Source organism: Micromonospora sp. DT228, from assembly GCF_049841595.1.
In the GTDB taxonomy this organism is placed as follows: domain Bacteria; phylum Actinomycetota; class Actinomycetes; order Mycobacteriales; family Micromonosporaceae; genus Micromonospora.
Map to the genome: position 1 here is coordinate 17408 of NZ_JBNCKO010000007.1, position 15201 is coordinate 32608.

At 72.7% G+C, this 15201-nt stretch carries 16 protein-coding genes; 8 read left to right on the forward strand and 8 right to left on the reverse strand.

Annotated features, from left to right (window positions below):
• Positions 1–39: 39 nt before the first annotated feature.
• Positions 40–531, reverse strand: coding sequence for a type II toxin-antitoxin system PemK/MazF family toxin (locus ACLQ29_RS16030; protein WP_030336385.1), 492 nt, complete (start codon positions 529–531; stop codon positions 40–42).
• Positions 532–596: 65 nt separating this feature from the next.
• On the opposite strand from ACLQ29_RS16030, the gene ACLQ29_RS16035 reads away from it, so the two are divergent.
• Both ACLQ29_RS16035 and ACLQ29_RS16040 read left to right on the forward strand, forming a co-directional pair.
• Entirely contained in the window at positions 597–1112 is a 516-nt protein-coding gene (locus ACLQ29_RS16035) for an NUDIX hydrolase (protein ID WP_425772328.1), read from the forward strand.
• Between the two features lie 26 nt (positions 1113–1138).
• Entirely contained in the window at positions 1139–2368 is a 1230-nt protein-coding gene (locus ACLQ29_RS16040; RefSeq protein ID WP_425772329.1) for a hypothetical protein, read from the forward strand.
• An 80-nt stretch (positions 2369–2448) separates the two neighbouring features.
• Here the strand turns inward: ACLQ29_RS16040 and ACLQ29_RS16045 are convergent, their stop codons facing one another.
• From ACLQ29_RS16045 to ACLQ29_RS16065, 5 genes are read right to left on the reverse strand one after another with little or no spacing between them, the layout of a single operon-like run.
• Entirely contained in the window at positions 2449–2988 is a 540-nt protein-coding gene (locus ACLQ29_RS16045; RefSeq protein ID WP_425772330.1) for a DUF2267 domain-containing protein, read from the reverse strand.
• A gap of 42 nt (positions 2989–3030) precedes the next feature.
• Positions 3031–3429 (reverse strand): NUDIX hydrolase, encoded by a 399-nt coding sequence (locus tag ACLQ29_RS16050; protein WP_393368801.1) that lies wholly within the window; start codon positions 3427–3429, stop codon positions 3031–3033.
• Positions 3430–3477: 48 nt separating this feature from the next.
• The gene (locus ACLQ29_RS16055) at positions 3478–4833 is read right to left on the reverse strand and encodes an MGH1-like glycoside hydrolase domain-containing protein (protein ID WP_425772331.1); all 1356 of its coding nucleotides are present in this window, start codon (positions 4831–4833) and stop codon (positions 3478–3480) included.
• Positions 4830–5651, reverse strand: a complete 822-nt coding sequence (locus ACLQ29_RS16060; RefSeq protein ID WP_425772332.1) for a TIM barrel protein — start codon at positions 5649–5651, stop codon at positions 4830–4832. Before ACLQ29_RS16060 ends, ACLQ29_RS16055 begins: the two co-directional genes overlap by 4 nt.
• Positions 5652–6689, reverse strand: coding sequence for a zinc-dependent alcohol dehydrogenase (locus tag ACLQ29_RS16065; RefSeq protein WP_425772333.1), 1038 nt, complete (start codon positions 6687–6689; stop codon positions 5652–5654).
• Between the two features lie 115 nt (positions 6690–6804).
• On the opposite strand from ACLQ29_RS16065, the gene ACLQ29_RS16070 reads away from it, so the two are divergent.
• From ACLQ29_RS16070 to ACLQ29_RS16085, 4 genes are read left to right on the forward strand one after another with little or no spacing between them, the layout of a single operon-like run.
• A complete protein-coding gene (locus ACLQ29_RS16070; RefSeq protein ID WP_425772334.1) occupies positions 6805–8199 on the forward strand; it encodes an ABC transporter substrate-binding protein in 1395 nt (464 codons plus the stop codon).
• Entirely contained in the window at positions 8196–9155 is a 960-nt protein-coding gene (locus tag ACLQ29_RS16075; protein WP_425772335.1) for a carbohydrate ABC transporter permease, read from the forward strand. Before ACLQ29_RS16070 ends, ACLQ29_RS16075 begins: the two co-directional genes overlap by 4 nt.
• Entirely contained in the window at positions 9155–10021 is an 867-nt protein-coding gene (locus ACLQ29_RS16080; protein ID WP_393368786.1) for a carbohydrate ABC transporter permease, read from the forward strand. The genes ACLQ29_RS16075 and ACLQ29_RS16080 overlap by 1 nt, the downstream gene beginning before the upstream one ends.
• A 54-nt stretch (positions 10022–10075) precedes the next feature.
• Entirely contained in the window at positions 10076–10681 is a 606-nt protein-coding gene (locus ACLQ29_RS16085) for a class I SAM-dependent methyltransferase (protein WP_425756049.1), read from the forward strand.
• Between the two features lie 29 nt (positions 10682–10710).
• Here ACLQ29_RS16085 and eccB read toward each other — a convergent pair whose 3' ends face one another.
• Positions 10711–12087 carry a type VII secretion protein EccB gene (gene eccB, locus ACLQ29_RS16090; protein ID WP_425772336.1) on the reverse strand — a complete coding sequence of 459 codons (1377 nt, stop codon included), beginning with the start codon at positions 12085–12087 and terminating at the stop codon, positions 10711–10713.
• 126 nt (positions 12088–12213) lie between these two features.
• Between eccB and ACLQ29_RS16095 the strand changes: the two genes are divergently transcribed.
• Both ACLQ29_RS16095 and ACLQ29_RS16100 read left to right on the forward strand, forming a co-directional pair.
• Positions 12214–12933, forward strand: a complete 720-nt coding sequence (locus ACLQ29_RS16095; RefSeq protein ID WP_425772337.1) for a spermidine synthase — start codon at positions 12214–12216, stop codon at positions 12931–12933.
• A gap of 129 nt (positions 12934–13062) precedes the next feature.
• Positions 13063–13239, forward strand: coding sequence for a hypothetical protein (locus ACLQ29_RS16100; protein WP_204945194.1), 177 nt, complete (start codon positions 13063–13065; stop codon positions 13237–13239).
• 12 nt (positions 13240–13251) lie between these two features.
• Here the strand turns inward: ACLQ29_RS16100 and ACLQ29_RS16105 are convergent, their stop codons facing one another.
• Positions 13252–15054: an acyl-CoA dehydrogenase gene (locus ACLQ29_RS16105; protein WP_425772338.1), complete on the reverse strand. Its 1803-nt coding sequence runs from the start codon at positions 15052–15054 to the stop codon at positions 13252–13254.
• Positions 15055–15201 lie beyond the last annotated feature (147 nt).

Consider the following 15201-nt stretch of genomic DNA (forward strand, 5'->3'; position numbering starts at 1 on the left):
GCGAGCAGCTCGACAGGGGCAACCGCGCCGGGCGCGCGGTCAGCGCCAGCCGTAGCCCGCGCGCAGCGCCTGCCCGACCCGGTCGAAGCGGGGCCGATCCAACACGGCGCCCTCGCGGCGGATGCTGTCCTCCCGCATGGTGAGCACCCGGTCCAGCCGAACCCAGCTCGGCCGGTTGTCCCGGTCCCACTCACCCGGCCCGAGCGCGAACCAGTGCCGCTGCCCGTCCCGCTCGCTCTGACTGGACAGCATCAGCCCGAACAGCGTCCGACTGTGCCGCCCGACGACAAGCACCGGCCGGTCCTTGCCCTGCCGGGGATCGTCCTCGTACGGCACCCACGTCCAGACGATCTCGCCGGGGTCGGCCTGACCGTCCCGCTCCGGGGCGTAGGTCAGCTCCCGTCGCTGCAACGCGCTCACCTGACGGCGGCGGGCCACCTGCGCGGGCGCCGGCCCGGTACGCCGGGGCGACGGGATCACCGCGCCCACCCGGGAGATACGCGCCGCGACATTCCTCAACAGACCAGCCACGGCGGGCAGCCTACCGGTCGCCGCGCCGGCCACCGGCGTGGGAGTTGCTGCGGCAGACTGGGCCGATGATTGACGTACCCGACGACCTGCCGATCCTCGAACGGCGTGCGGTGCGGGTGGTGGTCGTCGACCACACCGAACGGGTGTTGCTGTTCCACACCCACGACCCCGACCATCCCCGGCTGGGCAGGTGGTGGGAGCTGCCGGGTGGCGGCATGGACCCCGGGGAGACCTACCGCGACACGGCGGTGCGCGAGCTACGCGAGGAGACCGGCATCGTGGTCGCCGCCGACCAGCTGGGCGCACCGAGCTGGCGACGGCGGGCGAGTTTCCTGCACCGTCAGGTGCGGCACGTCCAGGACGAGGTCGTCGTCAGCGTACGACTCGCGGGCCCCGGCCCGGACGTGGACGAGGCGCACCGCCTCGACTACGAGCGGGAGGACTACTTCGACTTCCGCTGGTGGCCGCTGCCGGAGGTGGTGGCCAGCCCGGACCGGTTCTACCCCGGTCAACTCCCCCGGCTGATCACACCCTTCCTGGCTGGCGAGGAGATCGACGAGCCCTTCGAGCTGTGGTCGTGAGCCGGGCCGGCGGGCAGAGTGGGGGCATGACGACCGTTCCGCACGGGCCACTCGCCGCGTACGCCGCGCGGTTGCACGCCACGATCGGCGACCGGCACCACGTCGCCTCCCCGCTCGGCGCCTGGCTGCTGCTCGCGGTCTGCGCCACCGCGGCCGACGCCGACCCGGCCGCCGAGGACCTGGCTCGCGCTCTGGGCACCGACCTGGCCAGCGCGGCGGAGGTCGCCCGAACGCTACTGGACGCGCCGCATCCGCTTGTCGCGTCCGCCACCGCGCTCTGGCACCGGGCGGGCCAGGGCGGCGGCGGGTCGGCCGGTTGGCGGGCCACGCTGCCCGCGACGACCGAGGTCGGTGCGCTGCCCGACCAGGCCGGGTTGGACGCCTGGGCGTGCGCGCACACCGACGGTCTGATCGACACGTTCCCCCTGAAGGTCGGCCCGGACGTGGTCTTCGCCCTGGCCAGCGCGCTGGCCACCCGGATCTCCTGGGCGACGCCGTTCGACGCCGCCGACGCCCGCGCGCTCGGCGTCGGCAGCGCCTGGACGCGGCGGCTACGCCAGGTGTTGCGCAGCCCGACCCACGGCCACCGGTGCGCCATCGTGTCCGGCACGCCTGTCGGCGACGTGATCGTGCACGCCGCGCCCGCCCAGAGCAGCGACGGCGCGGGGCTTGTCGTCCTCTCGGTGGCCGCCGCACCGCAGGTGTCGCCCGCCGAGGTGCTGGCCGTCGCGTACGACCTCAGCGTCGGCGCGGCCGACGGCACGCCGCCGGCCGGCAGCCGATCGCTGTTCGACCTGCCGCTCGGCGAGACACCGCTGTGGACGCTGAGCGAGGAGCGGGTCCGGACCCGGGCCCGCGACGGTCGCGAGGAACGGCACACCGCGGTGCTCCCCTGCTGGTCGGCCCGCAGCGAGCACGACCTGAGCGCTGCGGAGCTGGGCTTTCCGGCGGCGACGGTGGCGCTGGCGGGAGCGCTTGCCCAACCGGTGCGGGGCTTCGAGGCACGACAGACGGCGCTGGCCCGCTACGGCCGGTACGGCTTCGAGGCGGCCGCGGTGACCGGGATGTTCGGGTTGGTCAGCCTGCCGCCGGAGGGCGTGGCCCGCACCGCGGAGCTGCGCTTCGGCCATCCGTACGCCGTGGTGGCCCTCGCCACCGACGCCCGGCCGGACGGGACGACCGGGCCGTGGCACGGGGTGCCGGTGTTCTCCGCGTGGGTCACCGAGCCGGAGGAGCTGTCCGACTCCGGGACGTGAGCCCGTGATCAGATGCGCGCGGACGGCGCCGTCGGCGCGATGAGTGGCTCGTGTTCCGGGGCCGCACGGCGCGGCGCGGCTCAGGGCAGGTATCGCGGAGCGTCGCCGTCGCGCGGCAGTCGCGCCACCAACTGCCGGAACTCCCGTACGGTCATCGCCGACCGCAACGTGCCGAAGACCGCGCCGGTTCCCGCTCGGGCGGTAGCCGGGTCAACTCCGGCGCGCTCTTCCACCCGACGTAGGAACTCCGCCGGGCCGGCGTCCGGTGGTGGAGAACCCGGGGCGGCCCCGCCGACCTCCAGCCCGACGCCGGTGTCCAGCCCGTCCACACCGTCATCCGGTCCGCCCAACCCGGCCGGGTCCAGAATCGCCCCGGCCCGATTCGGGACAGAGCCGGGCAGGTCCGGGAGAGGTCCCGTCAGGTCCGGGGCCGGGCCCGTCAGGTAGCCCTCGACCTCGTTCGGTAGGTGCCCGACGAGGTCGTCGGGCGCGCCGCCGGTCACCCGCTCGGCCAACGTCTGGAGTACGGCGCGGGCGAGTGCGGCGGCCTGCTCGGCCGGCAGGCCGGACCGGCGGGACACCGCGTCGATGAAGTACGGGAACCCGTCGCGGTCGGTCACGTCCGGGCGGTTACCCCCGGCCGGGCGCGACAAACGGCGCCGTCAGCGCAGGAGGTCCTCGGCCCGCAGGTGGTCGAAGATGAGGTGGTCGACGGGCGAGGTACGGTGCCGGTCGGCGTAGCCGAGCCAGGCCATCTCGGCGATCTCGCTGGCTGGCCGCAGCCGTCCCTGGTAACCGGCCCGGTAGCAGGTCATCCGTACGGTGACACCGCCCGCGTGCCCGTGCGCCTGCGCGGTGAAGGTGCCCACGTGCACGGCGTGGTCCACGTCCACGTCGACGCTCAACTCCTCGTCGATCTCCCGGCGCAGCGTCTCCAGGTCGGTCTCTCCCGGCTCACGCTTGCCGCCCGGCAGATACCAGACGTCCTTGCCCGCCGACCGGGTGCTCAGCACCCGCCCGTCCTCGATGAGGATCCAGGCCACCTTGTCGATCTCGCGCACGCCGCCCCTTCCGGTCGAAGATCGGGCACGCTACCAGCAGGGGCGCGATCACTCGGCCAGCAGGTCGAGCAGCAGCGCGGCGGTCCAACTGAACGCCGGCGAGCCCAGCCCGGCGCCAGTGTCCGGGTGGAAGTACTCGTGGCAGCCGGCCCCGCTGACCAGGTCGATCATCGAACGCCGCAGCCCGGCGGCCAGCTCCGGGTGCCCGTGCGCGAGCAGCCCGCGCCGGACCAGCCAGCCGATGTTCAGCCAACTCGGTCCCCGCCAGTAGCGCAGCGGCTCGAAGTCACGGGCGGTGCGGTCGTAGGTGGGCAACGGCCGGTCCATTCGCCGGGCCACCCCGAACCGCGCCGAGCGGGCCTCGACGGCCAGCGCGTCGGCCTGCCGCGCGGGCAGGTCGGGCAGGATCAGCGGCGTCAACCCGAGCACGGTACGGGCGCTTACCAACCGGTCGGTGCGCAGGTCACGGGGCTGGAACGTCCCGGTGTCGTGGTCGTAGAGCCGGCGGAGCAGCGCCTCGGTGACCTGGGCCGCGCGAGCCCGGTGCGGCCCCGGGTCGGCGCCGACGAGCACGGCGATCTCGGCGAGGGCGTGTTCGGCGGACCCGAACGCCGCGTTGAACAGCGGGCACTCCACCAGGAAGGGATGACCGTCGGCCAGCCGGCGGTCGGAATAGCCGTGGTCCCGGTAGGCCGCGACGATCGCCAGGTAGCGCGCGTAATCCAGGTCCGTGGGGCGGTGCGCGGCGTCGGCGTGCGCGGTGTCGTGCCGACGGTACGCGCGCATCACGGCCGCCTCCGCCGCGACGGCAGCCATCGGCTCGTCCCAGGCCGGGCTGTTGTCCAACCCGGACTCCCACGGGTGCACGATGCAGACCAGCCCGTCACCTGCCACGTCTCGCCGCGTCGCCAGGTAGCGCTGCTGGGCGACAAGCGCGGGATAGAGCCGGCGCAGCGCGGCCAGGCCGGCGGGATCGGGCGCCCGCTGGTACGCCAGCCACGCCGCGAGCGCGTGCACCGGTGGCTGGACCAGACCTGAGGTGTCCACGGCGGGCGTGCCCGCGACGCTCGCCGAGCGCCACAGCTCCGGGCCGGGGAAGTACGTGCCGACCCGCATCGCCGGGTTGAATACGATGTGCGGCACCCGCCCGTCGGCCCACTGGGCCCGGAAGAGGCTCGCCAGCTCCCGCCAGGCGCGCTCGGGGCGGACCTGGGCCAGCCCGATCGCGATGAAGGCCGAATCCCAGCTCCACTGGTGCGGGTAGAGGGTGCGCGAGGGCACGGTGTGGTCGCGTTCCCAGTTGGCGTCGAGCGTGTCGACGGCGAGTTGGCGCAGCCCGGCGACGTCGGCCGGCCCGCCGGTGCGGGCGGGGTCGGCGTCGGCCGTCACACCGCCGGCGGTCACGCGGCGGCCTCGCGGGGCTGCGCGTGTCGCAGGACCGTCGCGGCCTGTTGCAGGGCCCGGACCGGGTCGCCGCGCAGCCGGCACTCCAGGGCCAGCCAGCCCCGGTAGTCCAGCTCCAGCAGGGTCCGCAGCAGCGCCGGCCAGTCCAGGTGCCCGGCACCGGGCTGGCACCTGTTGGAGTCGCTGACCTGCACGTGCCCGAGGTACGGCGCGGCGGCACGCAGCGCGCGGTGCATGTCGTCCTCCTCGATGTTCATGTGGAAGGTGTCGGCGACCACCCGGACCGACGGCATCCCGAGCGCGGCGCAGAGCGCGACCGCCTCGTCGAGACGGTTGACCATGTGGTCCTCGTACCGGTTGAGGGGTTCGAGGAAGAGGGTGACCCCCTCGGACCTGGCGTGCTCGCCCAGCTCGCCGAGGGCGTCGAGGAGGACCTGCCGGTCACCGGCCGGCGAACGCGGCGGCTCGAACGGTGGTAGCCGGCGGGAGAACATCCCCCAGGACGCCGGGGTCATCACCCCGACGCCGCCCAGCTCGGCGATCACCGAGAGCTGCGAGCGCAGGTTACGGACGGCGTCGGCGGAGCGGGCCGGGTCGAAGTCGCCGATGAAGTGGTCCATCTCGACGCAGACGGTGGGCAGCACGGCCCCGCCGGCGCGGGCCCGGCGCAGCTCCGGCAGGCGGCGGGCGAACGCGAGGTCGCCGCGCCCGCGTAACTCGATGCCCTGGTAGCCGAGGGCGATCGCGAGCGCGTACTTCTGGGTCAGGTCGGTGCCCGGCAGGAGTTGTTCCTGGCAGGCCAGCGCGATGGTGGTCATTTAGAACCTCAACACCACTTGGAGGACGTCACCGGCGCCGCGGTCGAGCAGCGCGAGGGCGTCGGCGACGGCGCTGGCGTCGACGATGTGGCTGACCAGCGGCATCGGGTCGAGGCGGTGTTCAGCCACCAGATCCATGAAGGTCTGCGCCACCCGGTCTCCGGTCCACCGGCCGGCCATGCTCGGCGCGGGGGTGGGCCCGGAGACCTGGGCGGCCACCAACTGGATGCGGTTGTGGTGGAACTCCTCGCCGAGGCCGAGCGCATCGGCCTGGCCCTGGTAGAAGCCGGCGGCCACCACCCGTCCGGCGTGTGCGGTGGACCGGATCGCCTCGTGCAGCGCCGGGTACGCGCCGGACAACTCCAGGCAGACGTCCGCGCCCCGACCGTCGGTGGCCCGACGCAGCACGGCAGCGGCGGTGTCGACGCGGGCGTCCACAGTGCATCTCGCGCCGTAGCGGGTGGCGTGCGCCAGCCGAGCGGGCACCGGGTCGACGGCCACCACCCGGGCGCCGGAGAGCACGGCGAGTCGGGTGGCGAGCAGCCCGATGACGCCCTGCCCGAAGACACCGACCCAGTCGCCGAGGTGCAGGTCACCGGCGAGCACGGCGGTCAGCGCGATGGCGCCGGGCCGGGCGAAGACGGCGGCGAGCGGGTCCAGCCCGGCGGGGAGGGGACGGACCGCGCCGGCGGTGAGCACCGCCTCGGCCCGGTGCCCCCAGATGCCCCACACGAGCTGCCCCGGGTGCCGGTCGGTGACCTCCGGGGACACCTCGATGATCTCGCCGACCTCTTCGTAGCCGAAGCCGATCAGCGGGTAGGGAACCGGGGTCTGCCGGGGGACGAACATCCGGGCGGTGTCGTCCCAGTCCTTGCTGAGCCGGGGATTGCTGCCCCGGTAGAGGGTCAGCTCGGTGCCGGCGGAGATGCCCGAGTAGCAGGTGCGGACCCGGACCTGACCGGGGCCGAGCGGATCCGGTGGGCAGGGCTCGAGGCTGATCCGTCGAGGCCCGGCGAGAGAGACGACCCAGTTGCCCATGTGTCACATCCCGGTAGCACTGGGCTCCAGGATAGCAAAAAATCGCCATATGTCTTGTTATTGATCAATCGAAGGTGTTGAATCCGTCATGTACCCTTCGAGAGGAGTGCCACCGATGTCAGCACCTCCGAGGCGGATACTCGCCACCACCCTGATCATGGCACTGACAGCGTCCACCCTGCTGGCCTGCGGCGACGACGAACCAGACAGCAACAGCAAAAAAATCACCGTCTGGAGCCTGGAAGACGTCGCCGACCGGGTCACCGCCACCAAGGCGATCATCGCCGACTTCACCGCCAAAACCGGGATCCAGGTCGACCTCGTGACCGTAAACGAGGACCAGTTCCCCTCCCTGATCGCCGCCAACGCCGCGGCCGGCGACCTGCCCGACGTGGTCGGCTCGGTCTCCCTGGCCGGCATCCGTACGCTCGCCGGCAACGAGCTGCTGCACGCATCGGCGAACGCGGAGGTCGTCGACAAGCTGGGCAAGCAGACGTTCTCCCCCCGGGCGCTGGAGCTGACCTCCGACGACGGCAAGCAGCTCTCCGTCCCCAGCGACGGGTGGGGGCAGCTGCTCGTCTACCGCAAGGACCTGTTCGCCGCCGCCGGCCTGCCCGCCCCCGACACGTACGAGCGGATCACCGACGCCGCGGCGAAACTCAACACCGGCGGCGTCGCCGGGATCACCGCGGCGACCTCCGCCAGCGACGTGTTCACCCAGCAGACCTTCGAGCACCTGGCACTCGCCAACGGCTGCCAGCTCACCGACGACTCCGGAAAGGTCACCCTCGACTCACCCCAGTGCGTCGAGGCGATCCGCTTCTACGGCGACCTGATCCGCACCAGCTCGGTGAAGGGCGCCCAGGACGTGGACACCACCCGGGCAACGTACTTCGCCGGCAAGGCGGCCATGGTCATCTGGTCGCCGTTCATCCTCGACGAGCTGGCCGGGCTGCGCAACGACGCCAGGCCCACCTGCCCACAGTGTCAGACCGACCCGGCGTTCCTCGCGAAGAACAGCGGGTTCGTCACCGCGATCAAGGGCCCGAACGGCACCGAGCCGGCACAGTACGGCGAGATCAGCTCGTGGGCGGTTCTCGACGGCGCCGTGGCCGACCCGGCCAAGTCCTTCGTGGAGTACATGCTCAGCGACGGATACCCGCGCTGGTTCGGCATGTCCCCCGAGGGCCGTTTCCCGGTCCGCAAGGGCACCACGGCCGAGCCCGAGGCGTACCTCACCGCCTGGAACACCAGCCAGGCCGGCGTGGACGCGAAGAAGCCCCTCACCGACGTGTTCGGCGAGGAGGTGCTCGCCGCCCTGCGCCGCAGCCCGGACACCTTCCAGCGGTGGGGGCTCACCCAGGGGCAGGGCAAGCTGGTCGGCGCCATGCTCGGTGAGCTACCGGTGCCCAAGGCGCTGACCGACGTCTACTCCGGCAAGTCCGATGCCGCGGCCGCCGCCGGCCGGGCCAAGAAGGACGTCGAGGCCATCAAGGCGGGCGTCAATTGACCACCACCGCGCCCGACACCGGCCGCTCCCCCAGCCGGGAGCGGCCGGGACGGGCCGGCCGCCGTCGCCCACTGACCCTGCGCCGCCGCGAATCCCGTGCCGGGCTCGCGCTCGTCGCACCGACCCTGCTCGTCACCATCGCGGTCATCGGCATTCCGATCGTGTGGACCGTGGTGCTCGCCTTCCAGCGGGTCCGGCTCGCCACGTTGCGCAAGACCGGTCTGTTCGGCGAGTTCACGATGGACAACTTCGACCGGGTGCTGCACACCCCCGGCTTCGCCGAGACGCTGTGGGTCACGCTGATCTACAGCATCGGCGGCACCGTCGGGTCGATCCTGCTCGGTCTGGTGGCCGCCCTGGTGGTCCGCCGGCCGTTCCGGGGCCGCACGCTGGTCCGGGCGTCCATGCTGTTGCCGTACGTGGCGCCGGTGGTCGCGGTGACGTTCGTGTGGCAGGTGATGCTCGACCCGCAGCTCGGCATCGTCAACGCGTGGGGCCAGCGCCTGCTGGGCTGGGACACTCCGGTGCCGTTCCTGTCCCAGGAGTCGACGGCGCTGAGCACTGTCATCGCCTTCGAGGCGTGGCGATACTTCCCGTTCGCGTTCCTGTTCCTGCTGGCCCGGCTCCAGGCGGTGCCAGGTGAGTTGGAGGAGGCCGCCCGGGTCGACGGCGCGACCCCCACCCAACGGTTCCGGCACATCCTGCTGCCGCAACTGCTGCCGGTGATCGCCCTGCTGGGCGTGCTGCGCTTCATCATGACGTTCAACAAGTTCGACGACGTCTACCTGCTCACCGGTGGCGCCGCCGGCACCGAGGTGGTCAGCGTGCGGGTGTACGAGTTCCTCACCGCCCGCACCGACATCGGCGCGGCCTCCGCGCAGGCGGTGGTGCTGGCCGTGGTGCTCATCGTGTTCGTGGTGATCTATCTGCGCTTCTTCGGACGGAGGGTGAGCTGATGGACCGGGACATGGTCGAGACGGTCAGCCTGCGCTGGCTACGCCGCCTGGTGATCGCCGCGTTCCTGGTGGTCACCGTCTTCCCCTTCTACTACATGCTTGTGCTCTCGGTGCGTCCCATCGAGAAGTTGCTGCTCGACCCCGGCGCGCTGCTCGTCGGCTTCGGTGAGCTGACCGTGGCCACGTACGCCGAGGTCCTCAAGGCCACCGACGACGGGGGCCAGGGGTTCCTCACCTTCATCCGCAACAGTGGGCTGGTCGCGGTCGCGGCGACCGTGCTCACCCTGCTGGTGGCGATCCCCGGCGCGTACGCGGTGGCCCGGCTGCGGTTCTTCGGCCGGCGGCAGGTCGACTTCCTGTTCCTGGCGGTCTACCTGTTCCCGTCGATCGTCATCGCGATCCCACTGTTCGTGGCGTTCAGCCTCGTCGACCTGCGCGGCTCGCTGTTCGGCCTGGTGCTGGTCTACATCTCGCAGACGTTGCCGGTGTCGGTCTACATGCTGAGGAACTACTTCGAGACCATCCCGGTCAGTCTGGAGGAGTCCGCCGCCATCGACGGCGCGGGTCGACTCGGCATCATCCGCCGCGTCAGCCTGCCCCTCGCGATGCCGTCGATCATGGCGGTCGCGCTCTACGACTTCATGATCGCCTGGAACGAGTTCCTCTTCGCCCTGTTGTTCCTTATCGACAAACCCAACCGGTGGACGGTGTCGCTCGGGTTGTCCCTGCTCTCCGACGGGGTGGAGGTGCCCAAGACGGTGCTGATGGCCGGCTCGGTCGTGCTCACCCTGCCCATCGTGATCCTCTTCTTCGCCAGCGAGCGGCTGCTCACCGAGGGGCTCACCAGCGGCGCGGAGAAGGGATGACCGTCTCCCCCGGGTCACCGGCCGCATCCCCACCGGCCCGGTTACGGTGGCCGTATGGCCAACCCGACCCGCTGGGCGACCGACACCGGTCCCGAGCACTCGCAGTGGTACATCGATCGGTTCCGGAAACTCGCGGCCGAGGGCGCGGACCTGGCCGGCGAGGCCCGACTTGTGGACACCCTTGTCGCGCCCGGCTCCCGGATTCTCGACGCCGGCAGCGGCACCGGCCGCGTCGGTGCCGCGCTGGCCCAGCGCGGCCACACAGTGGTCGGGGTGGACGCCGACCCCGCCCTGGTGGCTGCCGCCCGCGTCGACTATCCCGGCCCGACGTGGCTGGTCGCCGACCTGGCCGAGCTTGACCTGCCGGCGATGGGTGAGGCGGAGCCGTTCGACGCGGCGGTGCTGGCCGGCAACGTCCTCGCCTTCGTCGCCGTCGGCACCGAGCCGGAGGTGCTGCGCCGGGTCGCTGAGCACCTGCGGCCCGACGGCGTGCTGACGGTGGGCTTCGGCACCGAGCGCGGCTACCCGCTGACCGCGTTCGACGCCGACGCGGTGGCCGCCGGGCTGCGCGTGGAGCAGCGCTTCGCCACCTGGGACCTGCGCCCGTGGCGCGACGACGCCCCGTTCGCGGTGAGCGTCCTGCGCCGCCCGGCCGACTGACACCCGGCCCGGTCGGGCGGCGTCGCCCCTCAGTCCGGGGCGGCGACGGCGCGGGCGGCGGCCGGGTCGAGGGTGGCGCCGGCGGGCACCAGGCTGACCAGCCCGGCGGGCAGCCGCACCGGGCGCACCTCGCGGTAGCCGAGCATCGGCAGCACCTCCCGGTCGGCCAGCACGTAGCGTCGGCCCAGGTCGGTGACCACGGACACCGCGCCGCCGGACGCGCCGGGCGCCGCGGCGGCCTCGACCACCGCGCCACGACCCGGCTCCACCACCACGTGGTCGGCCAGCACCGCGCCGCCGCCGGGCGCGGTCCGCGGTGTGGCCGCCAGGTCCCGCAGCGGTACGCCCCAGCGCACCTCGGCAACCCCGCCGTCGTCGGTGACGCGGGTGCAGAGGGCCCCGTCGTCGCCAGCCGCCAGCCGGGGCGGGGTCGGCGGTGGGGCGTTCGCGCCGCTCGGCGCGAGGTCGGGCACCATGGGCAGCGCGGCGAATCGGCCCAACGTCATCGGCACCGGCTCACCCTGCCCGGTGCGGGCCAGCAACAGCCCGGCCTGCAACTCGGTGATGCCGGCCACGCCGGCGTCGACGGCCACCGCGTACTGCCGGCCGCCACCGGAGTTGCTCACCAGGTAGACCGTGCCGATCGCGGCGTCCGGCACCCGGGAGGCGGGCTGACCCAGCCCGGGCAGGTCGAGCGGGGCGAGGTCGCTGCCGGCGGGCAGGGAGTTGAGCAGCGCGGGCGCCACCGCCACCGCCTGCGCGCGGGTGGTGGCGAGCGCCGCCAGCACCCGGCTGGGATCGCGGACGAGGTAACGCCGCTGGTGCCAGACCAGGTGCAGCCCGCCGTCGGGGTGCCGCAGCAGCAACGCCTCGTCGCCCAGCAGCCGGCCGCCGCCGGCCTCGGTGCCGATCAGCAGCGCGGAGCGGGGCGTCTCACCTCCGGGAGCCGTCGAGCAGACCGTCCACCCCGCCGTGGCCAGCCGGCCGGGGGCGGGCAGCGAATCCGGCGCGTCGGCGATGCCCAGCGGCAGCCCGCGCGGCACGCCGTCGATCGTGCGGCGGGAGACAAGCACGGTCTTGGACCGGTCCGCGCCGACGATCAGCAGCGCCGAGGCGTAGTTGAGCACCGGGTGCAGCTTCTGCTCGCGATAGACGAACCGGGCACCGGACTCCTTCTCCACGATCACCGCACCCGGGTCGCGCCAGCCCTTGCCACCCCCGGCGAACAGGCCGTAGAGCGCGAAGCCGCCGAGCCCGATCGCCGCGACCAGGACGCTGGCGAGGCCGGCCCCGGCCAGCCGCCGAAACGGCGACTGCGCGGGGTCGGTCTCCCGCATGACCAGAGCGGCGACCGCCCGCTGAACGCTGAACTGGTACGAGTGCAGCTGGTCCTGCCGCGACGGCATGAGGTCCCTTCCGGTGGATCGGCCGGGCACAGAATAAGCGTTGCGTCGATGTCTCGGGACCCTGCGTGTCCGGCACCGGGGCAACCGGTACCATCCGGGGACGAATCCGGCGGCGAGAGGGCACCCGTGGGCGCGCGTTTCGAGGAGCTGGCCTGGCGGGAGACCCCGATCGGCGCGATCAGCCTGCGCCGGCGCCGGGATCCGGCCCTCCAGGTCGAGGTGTACGAGGTCAAGCTCGACGACGAGTACCTGATGTCCAGCCTGTTCCCGGTCGCGGAGATCGAGCTGGCCCGGCTGGGGCTCGCCGAAGTGGCCGGTGACTCGCTCGACGTGGTGGTCGGCGGTCTCGGGCTGGGCTACACCGCCTGCGCGGCGCTCGGCGACCCACGGGTGCGTTCGCTGCTGGTGGTCGAGGCGATCGAGGACGTGATCGACTGGCACCGTCGGGGTCTGCTGCCGTTCGCGGCAGGGCTCGCCGAGGACCCGCGGACCCGGTTCGTGCAGGCCGACTTCTTCGCGGCGGTGGCCGGCACTACCGGGTTCGACGCCGACGTGCCCGGGCGGCGGTTCGACGCCGTGCTGCTCGACGTCGACCATTCCCCGCGCAACGTCCTGCACCCCAGCCACGCGGCGTTCTACCCGCCGGCCGGGCTGCGTCGGCTGGCCGCCCTGCTGCGCCCCGAGGGGGTCTTCGCGCTCTGGTCGGACGACCCGCCGGACGCCGAGTTCACCGCGGCGCTCTCCGAGGTGTTCTCGAGCGTACGGGCGCACGTCGTGCCGTTCGCGAACCCGCTCACCGGCGGTGAGTCCGCCAACACGGTCTACGTGGCGCGCGCCGAAGGCTGAGCCGGCCGGCGGGGCCCGCCCTCGATCACAAGCAGCGCCTTTCACCTCACGCGCGCATGGTGGCGGCCGGATCGGGAAAGGTCACACCGTGCCCGCCGCACCAGGCGCGGCCGGTTACCGGAGGTGGACATGCGTGCACTGCTCTGGGTCGTCGGTGTGGTCGCCGGCGTGCTGATCCTGCTCGGGCTGATCCTCGAGGCCGTCCGCTGGCTGATCATCATCGGTCTGATCGCGCTGGTGATCGTGATCATCCTGGGCGTGGTCAAGGGGCGGCAGGCGATGCAGCACCAGAGCCGCCGACGCTGACATCCGGCACGCTCAGAACCAGTCCGGGCGCATGTCGAGGGTCGTCCGGTCCCGGCTGTCCAGCAGGTCGAACTGCGGGCCGGTGCGGGGCAACTCGACACGGAAGAAGTAACGCGCGGCCTGGCGCTTGCCAGCGTGGAACGCGTCGCCGGCCTCCTCCGGCGGCAGCGCCAACACCTGCTCCAACCACATCCACGCGATCACGACGTGCCCGACCGCCTCCAGGTAGGCGGTGGCGTTGGCCAGTGCGAGCACCGGGTCGCCGTCGGCCCACAGCCGACGGGTGACGGCGGTCGTGCGGTCCACCGCGGCGGCCAGCCGGTCCGCCAGGTCGGCCACCTCGCCGCCGACCTTTCGGCCCCGCTCGACGGTGTCGCCGATCGTCGCGGTCAGCTCGGCGAGGCCAGCGCCGCCCCGCATGGTCATCTTGCGGCCCAGCAGGTCCAACGCCTGGATGCCGTGGGTGCCCTCGTGGATCGGGTTGAGCCGGTTGTCCCGGTAGTGCTGCTCCACGTCGTGATCGCGGGTGTACCCGGCGCCTCCGAGCACCTGGATCGCCAGGTCGTTGGCATGCAGGCACCACTGCGACGGCCAGCTCTTGGTGATCGGGGTGAGCACGTCCAGCAGCAGGTGCGCGCGCTCGCGGTCCGCCTCGGCGGGGGCGGTCTGCTGCTCGTCGAGCAGCCGGGCGCAGTAGAGCACAAGCGCCAGCGCGCCCTCCACGTAGCTCTTCTGCGCCAGCAGCATCCGTCGTACGTCGGGGTGGTCGATGATCGGCACCTGCGCCGTCGCCGGGTCCTTCGCACCGACCGGACGGCCCTGCGGCCGCTCCCTGGCGTACGCCAGGCTCTTGAGATAGCCGGTGTAGCCCAGCGCGGTCGCGCCGGCCCCGACCCCGATCCGGGCCTCGTTCATCATGTGGAACATCTGGGCCAGGCCCTGGTGCGGCGCGCCGACCAGGTGGCCGACCGCACCGGCGCGACCGCCGGGGGTGTGCCCGCCGTCGCCGAAGTTGAGCAGGGTGTTCGTGGTCCCCCGGAACCCCATCTTGTGGTTGAGCCCGGCCAACACGACGTCGTTGCGGTCGCCGAGTGACCCGTCCGGGCCGACGAGCACCTTGGGCACGATGAACAGCGAGATGCCCTTCACGCCGGCCGGACCGCCGGGGATCCGCGCCAGCACCAGGTGGACGATGTTCTCGGCCAGCTCGTGATCGCCACCGGAGATCCACATCTTGGTGCCGAAGAGCCGGTACGTGCCGTCCGCCTGAGGCTCGGCCCGCGTGGTGATGTCGGCGAGTGAGCTGCCGGCGTGCGGCTCGGACAGGCACATGGTGCCGAAGAACCGGCCGTCGAGCATGGGCCGGACGTAGGTGTCCACCTGCTCGGCGCTGCCGTGTGCCAGCAGCAGGTTGGCGTTGCCCAGGGTGAGGAACGGGTACGCCGAGGTGGCCACGTTTGCCGCCTGGAACCAGGTGAAACAGGCCGCCGCGACGGCGTGCGGCAGTTGCAGGCCACCGACCGAGGCGTCCAGCCCGGCGGTGAGCAGGCCCGTCTCGGCGAAACTGTCGAGTGCCGCGCGGACCTGCGGGATGAGCCGCACCCGCTGCCCGTCGAAGGTGGGCTCGGCGAGGTCGGCGGCGCGGTTGTGCGGGGCGAACTGCTCGGTGGCCACCCGCTCGGCGAGGTCCAGGGCGTCGTCGAAGGTCTCCCGGGAGTGCTCGGCGTAGCGGGGACGCTCGACGAGTTGGCACACCCCCAACCAGTCGTGCAACAGGAAGTCGAGGTCTCGGCGGGAGAGCAGGGTGGACGGCACGGCACTCCTCAGGGGCACGGGGGTGGGTCGAGCCTGGACGACGGCCCAGGGTCGCCACGGCCCATCCTGACGGATCGACGGGGCGCGCACCACCGGGCCGGACGGCGGTCGACGAGCGGAACTTGTCACACCGGCCGGCTAGGGTCG